The 14,644-nt window shown below is 68.4% G+C and carries 17 protein-coding genes and 1 tRNA gene; 8 read left to right on the plus strand and 10 right to left on the minus strand.

Annotated elements, in window-relative coordinates:
• Position 1: 1 nt before the first annotated feature.
• Positions 2 to 958 carry an AAA family ATPase gene (locus tag C474_RS16770; protein ID WP_008388967.1) on the minus strand — a complete coding sequence of 319 codons (957 nt, stop codon included), beginning with the start codon at positions 956 to 958 and terminating at the stop codon, positions 2 to 4.
• Positions 959 to 1,061: 103 nt separating this feature from the next.
• On the opposite strand from C474_RS16770, the gene C474_RS16775 reads away from it, so the two are divergent.
• The 3 genes from C474_RS16775 (at position 1,062) to C474_RS16785 (ending at position 3,349) form a co-directional block, all read left to right on the plus strand.
• Positions 1,062 to 1,146, plus strand: a tRNA-Ser gene (locus C474_RS16775).
• A 291-nt stretch (positions 1,147 to 1,437) separates the two neighbouring features.
• On the plus strand, positions 1,438 to 3,057 hold the full coding sequence (locus C474_RS16780; RefSeq protein WP_008388971.1) for a molybdopterin-dependent oxidoreductase: 1,620 nt from the start codon (positions 1,438 to 1,440) through the stop codon (positions 3,055 to 3,057).
• Positions 3,058 to 3,166: 109 nt separating this feature from the next.
• Positions 3,167 to 3,349: a hypothetical protein gene (locus C474_RS16785; RefSeq protein WP_008388972.1), complete on the plus strand. Its 183-nt coding sequence runs from the start codon at positions 3,167 to 3,169 to the stop codon at positions 3,347 to 3,349.
• A 16-nt stretch (positions 3,350 to 3,365) separates the two neighbouring features.
• Here C474_RS16785 and C474_RS16790 read toward each other — a convergent pair whose 3' ends face one another.
• Positions 3,366 to 4,937 (minus strand): (R)-citramalate synthase, encoded by a 1,572-nt coding sequence (locus C474_RS16790; protein WP_008388973.1) that lies wholly within the window; start codon positions 4,935 to 4,937, stop codon positions 3,366 to 3,368.
• Positions 4,938 to 5,081: 144 nt separating this feature from the next.
• The gene (locus C474_RS16795) at positions 5,082 to 5,456 is read right to left on the minus strand and encodes a DUF192 domain-containing protein (RefSeq protein WP_008388974.1); all 375 of its coding nucleotides are present in this window, start codon (positions 5,454 to 5,456) and stop codon (positions 5,082 to 5,084) included.
• A 121-nt stretch (positions 5,457 to 5,577) separates the two neighbouring features.
• Between C474_RS16795 and C474_RS16800 the strand changes: the two genes are divergently transcribed.
• Positions 5,578 to 6,129: a DUF7097 family protein gene (locus C474_RS16800; protein ID WP_008388975.1), complete on the plus strand. Its 552-nt coding sequence runs from the start codon at positions 5,578 to 5,580 to the stop codon at positions 6,127 to 6,129.
• A gap of 21 nt (positions 6,130 to 6,150) precedes the next feature.
• Here the strand turns inward: C474_RS16800 and C474_RS16805 are convergent, their stop codons facing one another.
• Positions 6,151 to 7,353, minus strand: a complete 1,203-nt coding sequence (locus C474_RS16805) for a lysylphosphatidylglycerol synthase transmembrane domain-containing protein (protein ID WP_239640450.1) — start codon at positions 7,351 to 7,353, stop codon at positions 6,151 to 6,153.
• On the opposite strand from C474_RS16805, the gene C474_RS16810 reads away from it, so the two are divergent.
• A complete protein-coding gene (locus C474_RS16810) occupies positions 7,324 to 7,875 on the plus strand; it encodes a GMP synthase subunit A (protein WP_008388977.1) in 552 nt (183 codons plus the stop codon). The genes C474_RS16805 and C474_RS16810 overlap by 30 nt on opposite strands.
• A gap of 42 nt (positions 7,876 to 7,917) precedes the next feature.
• Entirely contained in the window at positions 7,918 to 9,852 is a 1,935-nt protein-coding gene (locus C474_RS16815) for a DUF2070 family protein (RefSeq protein WP_008388978.1), read from the plus strand.
• A 5-nt stretch (positions 9,853 to 9,857) separates the two neighbouring features.
• On the opposite strand, the gene C474_RS16820 is transcribed toward C474_RS16815, so the two are convergent.
• Positions 9,858 to 10,073, minus strand: coding sequence for an HVO_0649 family zinc finger protein (locus C474_RS16820; protein ID WP_008388979.1), 216 nt, complete (start codon positions 10,071 to 10,073; stop codon positions 9,858 to 9,860).
• A 114-nt stretch (positions 10,074 to 10,187) separates the two neighbouring features.
• Between C474_RS16820 and C474_RS16825 the strand changes: the two genes are divergently transcribed.
• Complete coding sequence (locus C474_RS16825) at positions 10,188 to 11,624, plus strand: hemolysin family protein (RefSeq protein ID WP_008388980.1); 1,437 nt, start codon at positions 10,188 to 10,190, stop codon at positions 11,622 to 11,624.
• 123 nt (positions 11,625 to 11,747) lie between these two features.
• On the opposite strand, the gene C474_RS16830 is transcribed toward C474_RS16825, so the two are convergent.
• From C474_RS16830 to C474_RS16850, 5 genes are all read right to left on the minus strand, one after another.
• On the minus strand, positions 11,748 to 12,020 hold the full coding sequence (locus tag C474_RS16830) for a DUF3194 domain-containing protein (RefSeq protein WP_008388982.1): 273 nt from the start codon (positions 12,018 to 12,020) through the stop codon (positions 11,748 to 11,750).
• 4 nt (positions 12,021 to 12,024) lie between these two features.
• Complete coding sequence (locus C474_RS16835) at positions 12,025 to 12,423, minus strand: prefoldin subunit beta (RefSeq protein WP_008388985.1); 399 nt, start codon at positions 12,421 to 12,423, stop codon at positions 12,025 to 12,027.
• Between the two features lie 67 nt (positions 12,424 to 12,490).
• Positions 12,491 to 12,742 (minus strand): KEOPS complex subunit Pcc1, encoded by a 252-nt coding sequence (locus C474_RS16840; protein WP_008388988.1) that lies wholly within the window; start codon positions 12,740 to 12,742, stop codon positions 12,491 to 12,493.
• 25 nt (positions 12,743 to 12,767) lie between these two features.
• Positions 12,768 to 12,902 carry a DNA-directed RNA polymerase subunit P gene (locus C474_RS16845; RefSeq protein WP_008388991.1) on the minus strand — a complete coding sequence of 45 codons (135 nt, stop codon included), beginning with the start codon at positions 12,900 to 12,902 and terminating at the stop codon, positions 12,768 to 12,770.
• A 35-nt stretch (positions 12,903 to 12,937) separates the two neighbouring features.
• A complete protein-coding gene (locus C474_RS16850) occupies positions 12,938 to 13,219 on the minus strand; it encodes a 50S ribosomal protein L37ae (protein ID WP_008388993.1) in 282 nt (93 codons plus the stop codon).
• Positions 13,220 to 13,335: 116 nt separating this feature from the next.
• Between C474_RS16850 and melA the strand changes: the two genes are divergently transcribed.
• On the plus strand, positions 13,336 to 14,643 hold the full coding sequence (melA, locus tag C474_RS16855) for an alpha-galactosidase (protein ID WP_049917139.1): 1,308 nt from the start codon (positions 13,336 to 13,338) through the stop codon (positions 14,641 to 14,643).
• Position 14,644: the final 1 nt, after the last annotated feature.

Genomic DNA, 14,644 nt, shown 5'->3' on the forward strand with positions numbered 1-14,644 from the left:
GCTACTCGGACTCCACCGTCGGCACCTCGACCCGTCCGAGAACGTCCGCGACCACGTCGCCCTTGTCCACGTCGTTGACGTGCGCATCCGGCGTGAGGACGAGGCGGTGCGCGAGGACGGCGGGGGAGACGCGTTTCACGTCGTCCGGCGTGACGAACTCGCGGGCCGAGAGGACGGCGCGGGCGCGCGAGGCTTCCAGCAGTCGCTGCGTCCCGCGTGGGGAGACGCCGACCTCGACGCGGCGGTCGACGCGCGTCGCCCGCGCCACCTCGGCCATGTATCGGAGCAGGTCCTCGTCGACGCGGACGTCCTCGGGGACGAGGCGCACGTCCAGCACCTCCGCTCTGCTCAGCACGGACCCGACGCTCGGACTGCGGGCCTCCCGGCCGACGCGCCGGCGGAGCAGTTCGACTTCGCCGTCGGCGTCGGGATACCCGATCTCCGTCTTGACGACGAAGCGGTCTATCTGCGCCTCGGGGAGGGGGAAGGTGCCCTCGCTCTCGACGGGGTTCTGCGTGGCGATGACGAGGAACGGCTTCGGGAGTTCGTGCGTCTCGCCGTCCACCGTCACCTGGCCCTCCTCCATCGCCTCCAGCAGGGCGGCCTGCGTCTTCGGCGGCGCGCGGTTTATCTCGTCGGCCAGCACGACGTTGGCGAAGATGGGTCCCTCGGAGAACTCGAAGGATTTCTCGCGTTCGTTGAAGATGTTCGTGCCGGTCACGTCGGAGGGGAGGAGGTCCGGCGTGAACTGCACGCGGGAAAAGGAGAGGCCGAGTGCGGTGGCGACGCTGCGGGCGCTGAGCGTCTTGCCCATGCCGGGGACGTCTTCGAGGAGGACGTGGCCGCGCGCGAGGACGCCGATCATGACCCGTTCGAGGAACTCTCGGTCGGCGATGACCGCCTTCGACACCTCGGCGAGGACGTCGCCGCACGCCTCGCTCGCTTCGGGGATATCCATACGATGCTCGCGTCGTCGTGCGACTTAGTACTCCGGGTGAGACCCACGTGGTCCGTCGAAATCGAAACCGATTAAACTCGGGCCGTCCCAGTTGGGGATGCGAGCCGAGGTAGCCTAGCCCGGCCAAGGCGGTAGATTCGAAATCTACTGTCCATTCGGACACGTGAGTTCAAATCTCACCCTCGGCGCTTTCTCAGCGAACTCAGCCCGCGAGAGACCTCCGTGTCTCTCGCTACGCGTGACGTAGATACGCGGTGTACCGAGATTTGAATTAGCGAGTGACCGGCAGGGAGCGAGTGGAGTTCAAATCTCACCCTCGGCGCCTTCTTACGAATACGGCACTCCAAGTAGCGCGTACCTCTCGATATCGGCGGTCAACCGCGAATCGGCTTATCGCCTCCGAACCCATCACGAATTCGACCTGAATTTGGGGGAGATTCTGAAGAAGGTACATCCCGCTTGGGACTCCATCTCTTGGTATGGCACGGAACCGTTCCGAGTGGCGTCACGGGTCGACGCTCCTCGTCGCCCTGTTCGCGGGAATCGCCGCCGTCGCCGGGTCGTACGCCGCCGCCGGGTTCACCCCGGCGTTCGTCGTCGCGCCGGTGGAGGCGTTCCTCACGCGGACGGTGCCCGACGCGGTGCTCCGGTTCGCGATAACCACGCTCGGCACGTTCGCCGGTATCGAGCACTTCGGGCAGCTACTCAACCTAGCGATGGCGCTCGGCTTCGCCGCGGCGCTCCTGGCGGCCGCGGCGCTGGCGGCGCTCGTCGTCGGGCGGCGACTCGACTCCGCCCTCGCGTCGGTCGGATTAACGGGCCTGTTCGCGTGGGGTCTCACCGCGTCGCTCACGGGCGCGCCGGCGCTTTCGCTCGGTGCGGGCCTCGGCGGTGCGCTCGTCGTCGCGGGCGCCGAACTCGCGTCCGCGTCGACGGGCGTCCCGTCCGGCGGCGCCGACGCCGCGCGCCGGAGACGACTGCTCGGCGGCGTCGGTACCGCCGTCGGCGTCGGCGCCGTCGGCTTCCTCCTCGGTCGGTCGTCCTCCTCCGCCGGCGCGGACGCCGGGAGCGGTCCGAGCGCCGACGTCGACGGGGGCGCGAGTGACGACGGCAGCGGCGGTGCCGACGCCGCGGACGCGGATGCGGGCGACGCGGACGCGTTCGGCGACCCGGAGGTCACGGCCCGGTATCTGGAAGAGGCCGAGAACCGGGCGCTCGACGTCGAGGGGTTGGAGGGACTCGTCAGCGGCAACTTCTACACCGTCGACATCGGGAACGTCGACCCGAAGGTCAGCGCCGACGAGTGGTCGCTCTCGGTCACCGGTGCGGTCGAACACGAACTCTCGCTCACCTACGCGGACCTGCGCGCGATGGGCGCCGAACAGCGGTTCGTCACGCTCCGGTGCGTCAGCGACAAGGTGAACGCGAAACTGATGGACACCGACCTCTGGACGGGCGTGGCCGTCTCCAAAATCCTGGAACGGGCGAACCCGCAGGCGAACTACGTGATGCTCCGCGCGGCGGACGACTACTTCGTGGGGTTCCCCCTCGACGCCCTGGAGACGGGCTTTCTCGCCTACGGGAAGGGCGGCGAAGCGCTCCCGCGGGCGCACGGACACCCCGTGCGGGCGCTCATCCCGGGGCACTGGGGGGAGGTCAACACCAAGTGGATAACCGAGATAGAGGTGCTGGAGAACGCCGAGAAGGGCTTCTGGGAGAAGCGCGGCTGGCACGGCACCGGTCCGGTGAACACCGTCGCCAAACTCCACGCCACGAACCGGCACGACGGCGAGATTCAGGTCGCGGGTCACGCCTACGCGGGCGTGCGCGGCATCGACCGCGTCGAAGTCTCCACCGACGGCGGCGAGACGTGGACGGATGCGACGCTGTCGGAACCGCTCCCGGCCGGCACCGACGAGGACGGCGACGCCGCAGAGGACGCCTGGCGGCAGTGGGAGCACACGTACGATGACCCCGGCACGAAGCACACCGTCGTCGTCCGCGCCGTCGACGGCACGGGGACGCTCCAACCCCGCGAGGAGGACGGACCCTATCCGAGCGGTGCGACCGGGTGGGTATCGAAGACCGTCTCAGGGTAGGACCGCCGACCCGCCGCACGGCCCTCCGACATCGTCACGACGCCGTCTTCCGAATTCACTTTCACCCCGCTAGGCTCGCCTACTTATCGGTTCTCGTGAATTTGTGGGTATGAACGCGCTCGCAGTCGAGCGACGGGACGACGGCAGAGAACGGACGCACCGCATCGAGGTCACCGAGGTCGAAACGGCGCGCGTCGTCGACTACGCCGCGAGGCGGTTCGACGCCGACGCGGACGTGCGTTTCCGGCGCCGTCCGGGGGCGACGTATCTCCTCGCGGACGAGCGTCGATAAAAGAGACGGGAACCGCTCAGTCGTCGGCGCGCGGCGGCGACTCGGCGGTTCCGCCGAAGCCGTCGTCGTCGGCGACGAGGAGTCGGTCGAGCGCTTCGACCATCGCCTCGACGCTGCACCGCGTGATGTCGGAGTCGCTGGTCGCCACGGTGACCGAGCGGTCGCCGTAGGACATCTCCACCTCGACGGTGACGACGGCGTCCGTGCCGCCGGTGATGGCGTCGACGTGGTAGGAGTCCAACTGCGCGTCGGCGTCCGGACCGAGCGCGGAGCGGACGGCTTTGACGGCGGCGTCGACCGGTCCGCTCCCGGTGCCCGACGCCACGCGTTCATCGTCGTCGACGCGGAGGCGGACGGAGGCCGTCGGCGTGCCGCCGCCGGAGGCGGCCGTGAGGTCGAGGAGTTCGACCCGGCGGTTCCGGTCTCTGCCCTGCACCTCCTCGGCGATGGCGAGGAGGTCGGCGTCCGTGACGCGCTTGCCCCGGTCGCCGACGGTCTTCACGCGTTGGACGACGGCCGCGAGGTCCTCGTCGGACACCTCCACGTCGTGTTCGTCGAGGGCGGCGGCGACGCCGGCGCGGCCGGCGTGCTTGCCGAGGACGAGACGACGCTCCCGTCCCACCGTCTCCGGCGGGTAGGGCTCGTACATCGCGTCGTCCTTCAGCGTCCCGTCGGTGTGGATGCCGCTCTCGTGCGTGAAGGCGTTCTCGCCGACGACCGCCTTGTTCGGCGGAAGCGGGACGCCCGTCGAGTGCGAAACCTTCTGCGCGAGCGGGTAGAGCTCGTCGAGTTTGGCCGTCTCGACGCCGTAGCAGTGCGACAGCGCGATGGCAACCTCTTCGAGGGCGACGTTGCCGGCGCGTTCGCCGATGCCGTTGACCGTGCCGTGGACCATGTCGGCCCCGGCGGCGAGGCTGGCGTAGACGTTCGTCATCGCCAGTCCGAGGTCGTCGTGCGTGTGCGTCGACACCGGGCCGAGTTCGGCCAGCGCCGAGACGTACTCGAACGTCGTCTCGGGGCTGGCGTGCCCGACTGTGTCGGCGTAACAGGTCCGGTCGGCGCCGGCGTCCAGCGCCGACTCCGCGATATCGACGAGAAAGTCGAGGTCCGCGCGGGAACCGTCCTCGCCGATAACCTCGACCCAGAGGCCGTGGTCCTTCGCGTAGGCGACGAGTTCGCCGGTCGTCTCGACGACGCCGTCGCGCGTCGTTCCGACCTTGTCCTCGACGTGGCGATCGCTGGCGGGGACGACGATAGTGACGCCGTCGACGTCGCAGTCCAAGGCGAGGTCGACGTCTTTCTGCACGCCGCGGGCGAAACTGGTTATCGTCGCGTCGAGACCGAGGTCCGTGACCCGCCTGATGGTCTCGCGCTCGCCTTCGCCGGTGCAGGCGCTGCCCGCCTCGATGAACGGGACGTTCGCCCGGTCGAGCGCGCGGGCGATGTCCGCCTTCTCCTCGGGAGACAGCGAGATGCCCGGCGCCTGCTCGCCGTCGCGCAGCGTCGTATCTAAGAGCTGTACCGTATCGTCAGAATCCAGAACGGATGCGAGGGGTGTTGTGGGGTTACCCCCGAATAAATCGACCACGAGTCATGTGCTCACACACTCCGTTACCGGCGACGTACTTAAACCAGCGGCTCCCGACAGTTTTCGCCGTTCGATTCGCCGCGACTGGTCGGTTCCGTCGGCGTCGGGCGTCGCCCTTCGCTCGGTTCGACCCCGTTCGAGGCGTCACTCGACGAGGCGGACGGTGTCGCCGCGTTCGACGTCGTCGGCGGCCCCGGCCGGAAGTTCCACGATTCGGTCGGCGAGTCCGAAGCCGATACCGACCCACCCCCGCAGGCGCTTTTTCTTCGTCACCTCCTCGCCGACCAGCCACAGGGCGTCGATGGGGAAAGGGACGAACATCATGTGGAGGCTCCGCCTGTCGGGGCTGTCGAACTCGAAGACGAGGCCGTAGTCGTCGCGTATCTTCCGGCGGAACATCAGTCCGAGCGACTTCGAGAGAAAGCCGTCCGCGACTTCCACGTCGCTGGCGAGCGTTCGAGCCGTTCCGTTCCGGCGGTGTTCGACGTGCACGAACGGGGTGTCATCCAGCGGATACATAAATCTCTCGCGCCGAATCTCGGCGGCGAGAACCCCCCGTCCAACCGGGCTTCGACGCGGATTCGGCCGCGGAGTCGGCGACGAACCCCGCATTGAAGACGGTCGGCGCGTACCGGTACCCATGGAGAAGACGCCCACGGGGACGCCCGTCGGCGTGGACGACCCGTACGACCACGCGGGCGTCTGCGACCACCTCACGGGCGACGGCCGGTGCCGGTTCGCACTCGACCGGGCCGGCGACGACCCCTCGTTCGCGGCCGCCCGGCGCGCCGACGACTACGCCTGCGTCGCCGCCGGCGAGGACCGCGAATTCCGCGACTGCCCGCACTACCGCTCGACCACCGACGGCCGCGAGTGCGTCCGGTGCGGCCTCGAAGAGGTCCGCATGGCCCACCGGACCGGCGCGCGCCCCCTCCTCGAAGAACACCACCTCTCGTACGGGGGCGCCGGCGGCGACGGCGACTCGGGAACGGACCCCTCCCACGAGATAACGGTCGCCCTCTGCCGGTGGTGTCACACGAAGGTCCACAAGTCGTTCGCCCGCGTCGACGACGACGCCTCGCCCGACCCCGAGGCGTTCGCCGCGCGCGAGGACCGCCGGTCGCGGGAGGCCGAGGAGTTCGGGTTCAGTTCGGCGGCCGAGCGGTACGGCTCCGGGGCCGAAGACGGCTGACTTTTGGACTCGGACTCCGCCTCACTCCGCGTACAGCGTGGCGAGCAGTCCCGTCGCGACGGCGTCGACGCAGACGACCGACCAGTAGCTACACACCCGGTAGAGGAGGGCGACGGCGGCGGCGGCGCTGACGGGGACGCCCGCCGTGGCGACGAGTCCGGTGGTGACCGCGACTTCGACGCCCCCGGACCCGCCCGGCAGCGGCGACCACCCGACGAGGCCCGACGCGGGCGCGACGAACAGGGCGGCCGCGACGGGGACGGACACGTCCAACGCGGCGCCGGCGCCGGCGAGGGCGGCGGCGAACGACACCCACCCAAGCGCGGCGAAGCACGCGACGGACGCGACGCGCCGCCGGTCGTCGGCCACCGCGTCCAGCGTGCGGAAGTAGCTCTCGACGCGTCGCTCGACCGAGTGAGGGTGAAGGTGGCGTTCGAGCGTCGTCGCGCCGAACCGCGCGGCGAGTCGGTGACCGACGGCGACGACGGCGACGACGACCCGTTCGAGCAGGTCGCGCCGCCGCGTCGCGAGGTACGCCGCGGCGCCGACGACGACGACGGCACCGGCGAGGCCGACGATGAACGTCAGCACGTCGCCCGTCGCCGACTCGAAGAGCAGCGACAGCCCGAACGCCGACACCGTCACCGCCGACAGGAGGTTCAGGAGGTCGGTGACCGTGACGGCCGCCAACGCCTCCTCGTACTGCACGTCGAACGGTCTGGAGACGGCGTAGCCGATGATGGCCGACCCGCTCAGACGGCCCATCGGGAGCACCTGCCGGGCGAAGTCGCCGGAGAGGTACGCGAGGCGGTAGCGGAGGCCGCCGACGGGGTGCGCGCGCTGAAGCGCGCGCCGGAGCGACTCGCCCCACAGCGAGATGGCGAGGACGCCCGCGAGGGCGGCGGCGACGGTCACTCCGGGGTCGGCGCGCGTGAGGGCGCGGAGGACGGCCCATCCGCCCGTCAGGGAGACGAAGACGGCCAGGACGAGGAAGGCGAGAGCGAGTCCGGCGACCGCACGGACGGCGGGGCGGGCGCGGGAGCGCGTGCGCGGAGAGTCCACGTCCCCTCGGAGGGGACCGACCGACTTGAGTTCCGTGCCGTCGTCGGGTTCGACGCTCGTTTCTGCATCGTCGGCACCGGCGCCGCGTTCCGGACGCTTTTTGGCCGCCAACCGAATATCCCCCTTCAACTGATGACTCGCATCGTCGTCATCGACAACCACGGTCAGTTCACCCACCTCGAACACCGGGCGCTCCGCGACCTGGGGGTCGACACCGACCTCGTGGACAACGACACCCCGGCCGAGGAGTTGGACGCCGACGGCATCGTGCTCTCGGGCGGGCCGGACATGAACCGCATCGGCAACTGCCCCGACTACCTCGACCTCGACGTGCCGGTGCTCGGCATCTGCCTCGGAATGCAGATTCTCGCCGCCGAACTCGACGGCCGCGTCGGCGGCGGCGACTACGGCGGCTACGCCGACGTGACCGTCGACATCCTCGACGAGGACGACCCGCTCATCGGCTCGCTCGCCCCCGACACGCGCGTCTGGGCGAGTCACGCCGACGAGGTCAAGGAGGTTCCCGAGGGGTTCACCCACACCGCCTCCTCCGACGTCTGCGACATCGAGGCGATGAGCGACGTCGACCGCGACCTGTACGGCGTCCAGTGGCACCCGGAGGTCGCACACACCGAAGAGGGCGAGGCCGTCTTCGAGAACTTCCTCGCCATCTGCGAGTCCTGACCGCGCCGGTCTCCACCAGCGTCCCCGGATTCTCCCTACACGATGACTGCTACTCAAAGCGACTTGGCGGGGCTGTCGCGGTATATCTTCCGCGCGCCCAGTTGGTACACCAGCCTCGCGTTCGCCCTCCTCATCGCCGCCATGGCCGGCGTCGCCGCGTTCGACTCCGGCGCCTCGGTCGGGACGTGGCGCGGGTTGTTCTTTCTCGGCAAGGACGCCTGGGAGGGTATCTTCTTCATCGGCGTCCCCACCGTCATCGCGGCGTTCGGCACCTCCGGCGTCGACCGCTTCGTCGGCGGAACGCTCACCCCGAACCGCTCGTCGCTGCTCGCGTTGGTCTGTGAGATACTCATCGTCGCCATCGTCATGCTGGCGGCCATCGTTTCGGTGTTCACGGGGCTCGGTCAGCGGTTCATCTTCGACGCTCTCGTCGTCGCCCTCGCCTCCACGTTCGCCTTCCGCCTCCTCGTCATCATGGCCGTCTCCCGGTCGTCGCTGCTCGTCGCGGCGGTGCCGGCGAGTCTCCAAACGGCGGCGGCAGCGGTGCTATTATTCATCTACAGCGGAACGCTCACCTTCCTCTCGGTGGGCGGTCCCATCCTCGACGCCTACCTGCTCCCGTACCTGTCGCGGGCCGACCAGGCCCCGGCGGCGCTGTCGTACATCGGGCCGAACCACTTCCTCCTGCTCGGTCTCACCTGCGCCATCTACGCTCTCGGCGTGTACGTCTTCGTCGCCGTCGTCGACCGGCCGTGGCGGCGGAGCCTCGGCGTCTCGATGCTGGATTTCCTCCGCGGGTTCATCGGCCACATCGCCGAGGGCTCCCGCGAACTTGAGGAGTTCTTCGAGCAACTCGGCGAGGAGGCCATCGTCCCCGTCACCGTGCTCTCGTTCCGGACGGCCGACGAGGAGAAGGCGCGGTTCATCCTGCCGATGATCCACCCCGGACCGATGGGCGAGATAGGCGGCGGTAACTTCCCCGAACGCGTCGCCGCCCGTTCGGAGGGGCTGGCGTTCCCGCCGCACGCCACCGCGGGGCACGACTTCAACCTCGTCACCGAACGCGAAGTGGACACCATCCTCGAAGCGGCCGACGCCGCTCACGACCGAATCGAGTACGGGTCCGAGGCGACGCAGAGCGTGCACACCAGTTCCGGCGAAGCGAAGATGCTCGGGCAGGCGTTCGGCGACGACGCCGTCCTCGTCTCGACGTACGCGCCGTCGTTCGCCGACGACGTGGACTACGCCGTCGGCCTCTCGGCGTCGGCGGAGGCGCGCACCACCGGACTGGACGACGTGCTCCTCGTGGACGCCCACAACAGCAACGACGGCCTCAGCGGGCCGGACCTCGGACACGTCACGCCGGGGTCGAAGCGCTCGTTCGACATGATAACCGCCGCCGGACGGGCGGGCGAGACGCTGGCGGACGCGCCGCGCGACGACCTCTCGATGGGCGTCGCCTGGGAGGCGACGCCGTGGACGCCGGCGGAGGGAATCGGTCCGCTCGGCATCCGCGTCGCCGTCACCGAGGTGGACGGGCAGGCGACGGCGTACGTGCTCGTCGACGGCAACAACATGGAACCGGGCCTCCGCGACGCCATCGTCTCCGACCTGACCGAGGCGGGCGAGAGCGACTCTGCGCTCGGAGACGACTCACTCCTCGACGTGGCCGAGGCGATGACGACGGACACCCACATCGTCAACACGGTAAAGGCGGACAACCAGGTCGGTGCGGCGCTCGACAAAACGGAACTCCGGGAGCGAATCGTCGCGCTCACCCGCGAGGCGCTAGCGGACGTCGAACCCGTCGAGGCGGGGATGGCCGTCGAACGCGTCGAGGTGACCGTCTTCGGCAACGACCGGACGGAGACGCTCGCCAGTCACGCCAACGCCGTCGTCGCCATGGGCGGCGCCTTCGCCGCCTCGATAATTCTCGCGGCGATGGCCGTGAGCGTCCTCATCTTCCTGTTCGCCTGAAGCGCCTACTCGTCGGTTGTCTCTCTGTTGATGACCACCTCGTCGACGTGGTCGCAACTCGGACAGACGTGCTCGTACGATATCTCGCCGCCCGTCGTCGACGCCGTCCACCGCCCGTCGGTGTCGAGATATCCGCACGCCGTACACTGCATCCGAGTCTCGTTGTAGCGTTCTCGGAGACTGTCCAGCGTCGTAGTGCCGATCCCGCTCTGATACGACATATGATACCATACAGCATCAATCGTGTTAGTTGTTACCCCCGAGCGCGCCGTCGAGGGGGTCACGATGTCTCGTTGAGAAGACGGATAAGTGGGCCGACCGTACCGGAAAGCAGCATGGTTGACCTCCTGTCCGTCGGCGGTGTCCTCCTCGCGTTCTTTCTCGTGTTCATGAACGGGCTGTTCGTCGCCGCGGAGTTCGCACTCGTCAAGGTCCGCCCGACACAGATCAACGCGCTAGTCGAGGACGGAACGGCCGGCGCCTCGCTCGTACGGGACGCTCTCGACAACTTGGACGGCTACCTCGCGGTGAGCCAACTCGGAATTACGCTCTCCTCGCTCGGTCTCGGGTGGGTCGGCGAACCGGCCGTGGCGGCGCTCATCGAACCCGTTCTCGGCGGCTACCTCCCGGAAAGTTCGATCCACCTCGTCTCCTTCGCGGTCGGCTTCGGGTTCATCACGTTCCTGCACGTCGTCTTCGGCGAACTCGCTCCGAAGACGTTCGCCATCCAGGAAGCGACGCGCATCTCCCTGCTCGTGGCTCCGCTGATGAAGTTCTTCTACTACGTCTTCATGCCCGGCATCATCGTGTTCAACGGGACGGCCAACCAGTTCACCCGCCTGTTCGGCGTCTCGCCCGCCTCGGAGGGTGGAGAGACCCACTCCGAAGAGGAGATTCGAATGATCCTCGCCCGCTCGGAGGAGACGGGCCGCATCGACCTCGAGGAGGTCGAGATGATAGAGAGCGTCTTCGAACTCGGCGACACCGTCGCGCGCGAGATCATGGTGCCGCGACCCGACGTGCAGACGGTTCGCGCCTCCACGCCGCTGGACGAACTCCGAACCGTGGCCGCCAACGGGCGCTTCACGCGCTATCTCGTCCTCGAAGACGACGGCGACCAGGTCGTCGGCTTCGTCCACGTGAAGGACATCCTGAAAGCGATGGAGGCGGGGTCCGAGACCCCGCCGACCGCCGCCGACCTCGCCCGGGAGGTCCTCGCAGTCCCGGAGACGCGACGCATCGACGAGATCCTCGCCGACTTCCAGGCGCGCGGCGAGGGACAGATCGCGGTCGTCATCGACGAGTGGGGCGTCTTCGAGGGCATCGTCACCATCGAGGACGTCCTCGAGGAGATCGTCGGCGACATCAGAGACGAGTTCGATACGGGGGACGACGAACCGTCCATCGAGCGGCAGTCGGAGGGGGTCTACGTCGTCGACGGCGGCGTCCCGGTCCAGCGCGTGAACGAGCGGTTGAACACCGTCTTCGCGAGCGACGACGTCGAAACCATCGGCGGGTTCGTCTTCAGCCACCTCGGGCGCGTGCCCGAGGTCGGCGACGAAATCGAACGGGAGGGCTGTCTCCTCCGCGTCGAGGCGACCGAGGACGCCCGAATCGAGTCTCTCTCGATACGGCGCACCGAGAGCGGTCCGGACCGAGACGAGGACGGCGACGACGCTGACGAGACGAGCGACGACGATTCGGACCGAGACGAGGACGGCGACGACACGGACGGGACGGACGACGACGGCACGGTGCGAGCGAGCACGTAGCGACGACCGGCGTCCGGAAGCGCCGACGCGTCGCTATCGGGGAGATTCGTCCGCTCGCGGACACGCCGTCGTTCGCGTTCGGCGACGGTCCGCGAGCGACGCTTCGAAAAAACGAGACGCGGTTCAGACCGCGTCGGTGTCCGCATCCGCGTTCGCGTCCTCGGCAAATAGTTCGTCGACGGCGTCCTGCGCGGCGCGCGCCGCCTCGTCGGCGACGGCTTCCGAGTCCGACTCCCCGTCTTCGGGGGCGTTGACGTAGACGTCGACGTCGAGGACGCCGTCCTCGAACGTCACCGTCACGTCGAAATCTCTGACCTCGGACTGTTTGTACCGCGCGAAGATAACGCCCTCGGCCGCCTCTGCGGCCGTTTCGACGACTTCTGCGTCCGTGGGCATGCGCTTACGCGCCACCTGCGCCGCCGGGGCCCATCGGACCGCCGCCCGCGCCGCCCGCGCCGCCCTGCAGCATCTGCTGGAGCTCGCTCTGGAGGTCCTCGAACTGCTCCTGCACGCGCTCTTCCTGCTTTTGGAGCTGTTCGACGCGGACTTCGAGGCTATCGACCTTCTCGCTCAGGTCGTCGTGGGCCGCCTCGTACTCCGTCTCGACGAGGAGTTCGCCGACTTCGCGGTACATGAGCGTGTCCTCGTCGATGTCGTCGAGGGCTTCCAGGGCCGTCTCCGACTCGTTGAGCGTGGACTCGGCCTGCTGTTTCTGGGCGGAAACCTTCTGTGCGGTCTCCTGAAGGTCCTGCAGTTCCTCGAGCTTCTCCTGTGCTTCAGGCGGTAGATTACCCTGCATAGTGGATGCCAGGAGACCCTGACTGAAAAAGACCAGTATTCTCCGCTCGCAGCCTCGTCGCGCGAGCCTACGCCGCCCGCTCGGAGACGGTTTCCGCGGTTCCGACGAGGCGCGTCCACGTGTTCACGCCCGCGCGGAGGGCGACGAGGTCGGACGCTTCGACGCGGACCCGAACGACGCGGCCGTCGCGTTCGACCGACGCCGAGGAGCGAGCGTCGGCTATCTCGCCCTCCTCGACGCGGACGCTCTCAGCGACGACCCGCGCGCGCCGCTCCTCGGGGTAGCGAAACGAGAGCGTCACGTCGTGACGGCGGGACATCTGCGAGAAGCGAAAATCGGGGTCGTTACCGGACCGGGACTTCCTTGACGGTCGGTGCGCGCTCCTTCAGGAGCACGCGGTGACCGCAGTACGGACACCGCACGCCGCCGTACTCGTCGAGTTCGACGTCGCGTTTGCACCGAGAACATTTGTAGCTCATCGTATGTTAGAGGTAGTGGTCGGGCGTGATGTATCTTACTCGCCGTCCTCGTCGCCGTCGCTGGAGAGAGCGGCGCGGATGGAGCGGCGGACCTGCTTGCCACCGGGCGTCTCGGGGCGGTACGTTCCGCCGGTGAACTTCTCGCCCGTCTTCTCGTTCTTCCAGATGCCGGTGCCGACGCGGGTGACGTCCTCGCCGTCGACCTTCGCGTCGCGCATCTCGGCTTCGATCTCCTTCACGCGGCGGCGGGCGACGCGCCCGTAACGCGCGCCGAAGCGCCCGGCACTTCCCGTCTGTCGCGCTTTGTTTTCGGCCATAGTATCGCCTCCTATCCGCGGTACCGGGATAAACCCTGCGAGTCCGACTCGCCGGCGGCGGCGTCGGTCTCGGCCCTCCGGCACGCTTATCTCGGCGTCCCGTGCACGCACGTGACGTGCCAACGATTACCCTCGTCGGAGCGGGGAGCATGGTGTTCGCGAAGACGCTGGTCGGCGATCTCCTCTCGTTTCCCGAACTCTCCGACAGCGAGATTCGCCTGATGGACGTGGACGAGACCCGCCTGTCGAAGACGGCGCGCGTCGCCGAGGCGATGGTCGAGAACGAGGGGTTGAACGCGACGATTCGCGCGACGACCGACCGGCGGGAAGCCCTCGAAGACGCCGACTACGTCCTGAACATGATCAACGTCGGCGGGACGGAACCGTTCGAGAACGAGATTCGCATTCCCGAGAAGTACGGCGTGAAACAGGCCATCGGCGACACCATCGGCCCGGGCGGCATCTTCCGCGGCCTGCGCACGATTCCGACGATGCTGGAGATGGCCCGCGACATCGAGGAGTTGTGTCCCGACGCCCTCCTCCTGAACTACACGAACCCGATGTCCATCCTCTGTGAGGCGATGTTCGAGGCGACGGACGTGGAGACGGTCGGCCTCTGTCACTCCGTCCCGCACACTGCCTCCGCCATCGCGGACTACCTCGACGTTCCGCGGGAGGAACTCGACTACTGGGTCGCGGGGCTCAACCACCTCGCGTGGTTCCTCGAACTCGAACGCGACGGCGAGGACCTCTACCCCGCCCTGCGCGAGTCGATGGCGGACGAGGACGTCTACCGGCGTGACACCGTCCGGTTCGAGATGCTGCGGCACTTCGGCGCGTTCGTCACCGAGTCGAGCCACCATATGAGCGAGTACGTGCCGTACTTCCGGACCGACCAGTCGACCATCGACGCGATGCGCGGCGAGGGCTACGCCGAACGGATGGGAACGGCGACGTACCTCGAAGGCTGGACCGCCCGCTCGGAGGCGCGCGACGACCCCGAAATCGAGGCGGACCTGGACGATATCGGCGTCGAACGCTCCGAGGAGTACGCCTCGCGCGTCATCCACTCCATCGAGACGGACACCCCGCGGCGGTTCAACCTCAACGTCTCCAACGGGACGAACGCCATCGAGAACCTGCCGGCGGACGCCTGCGTCGAGGTGCCCTGTCTCGTCGACGGGACGGGCGTCCGGCCGTGTTCGGTGGGGGAACTCCCGACCGAACTGGCGGCGTTCGACCGACGGCACGCGGCGGTCAACGGACTCGTCGTGGCGGCGGCGTTGGAGCGGGACCGGGAGAAACTCCACCGCGCGGTCAAGTTGGACCCCCTGACCGCCGCGGCCTGCTCGCTGGACGAGATTCACGAGATGACCGAGGAACTCCTCGACGCTAACGCGGCGTATCTGCCGGCGTTCGAGTAGC

The sequence above is a fragment of the Halogeometricum pallidum JCM 14848 genome, from assembly GCF_000337095.1.
Taxonomy (GTDB): domain Archaea; phylum Halobacteriota; class Halobacteria; order Halobacteriales; family Haloferacaceae; genus Halogeometricum; species Halogeometricum pallidum.

Excerpts from the sequence above, each read along its gene's own strand:
- C474_RS16840 (WP_008388988.1), bottom strand. The coding sequence starts at position 12,742 with ATGTCCCGCCGTCACGACGTGACGCTCTCGTTTCGCTACCCCGAGGAG.
- C474_RS16785 (WP_008388972.1), top strand. The coding sequence starts at position 3,167 with ATGAACGCGCTCGCAGTCGAGCGACGGGACGACGGCAGAGAACGGACG.
- C474_RS16780 (WP_008388971.1), top strand. The coding sequence starts at position 1,438 with ATGGCACGGAACCGTTCCGAGTGGCGTCACGGGTCGACGCTCCTCGTC.
- C474_RS16795 (WP_008388974.1), bottom strand. The coding sequence starts at position 5,456 with ATGTATCCGCTGGATGACACCCCGTTCGTGCACGTCGAACACCGCCGG.
- C474_RS16810 (WP_008388977.1), top strand. The coding sequence starts at position 7,324 with ATGACTCGCATCGTCGTCATCGACAACCACGGTCAGTTCACCCACCTC.
- C474_RS16800 (WP_008388975.1), top strand. The coding sequence starts at position 5,578 with ATGGAGAAGACGCCCACGGGGACGCCCGTCGGCGTGGACGACCCGTAC.
- C474_RS16825 (WP_008388980.1), top strand. The coding sequence starts at position 10,188 with ATGGTTGACCTCCTGTCCGTCGGCGGTGTCCTCCTCGCGTTCTTTCTC.
- C474_RS16820 (WP_008388979.1), bottom strand. The coding sequence starts at position 10,073 with ATGTCGTATCAGAGCGGGATCGGCACTACGACGCTGGACAGTCTCCGA.
- C474_RS16815 (WP_008388978.1), top strand. The coding sequence starts at position 7,918 with ATGACTGCTACTCAAAGCGACTTGGCGGGGCTGTCGCGGTATATCTTC.
- C474_RS16830 (WP_008388982.1), bottom strand. The coding sequence starts at position 12,020 with ATGCCCACGGACGCAGAAGTCGTCGAAACGGCCGCAGAGGCGGCCGAG.
- C474_RS16850 (WP_008388993.1), bottom strand. The coding sequence starts at position 13,219 with ATGGCCGAAAACAAAGCGCGACAGACGGGAAGTGCCGGGCGCTTCGGC.
- C474_RS16770 (WP_008388967.1), bottom strand. The coding sequence starts at position 958 with ATGGATATCCCCGAAGCGAGCGAGGCGTGCGGCGACGTCCTCGCCGAG.
- C474_RS16845 (WP_008388991.1), bottom strand. The coding sequence starts at position 12,902 with ATGAGCTACAAATGTTCTCGGTGCAAACGCGACGTCGAACTCGACGAG.
- C474_RS16835 (WP_008388985.1), bottom strand. The coding sequence starts at position 12,423 with ATGCAGGGTAATCTACCGCCTGAAGCACAGGAGAAGCTCGAGGAACTG.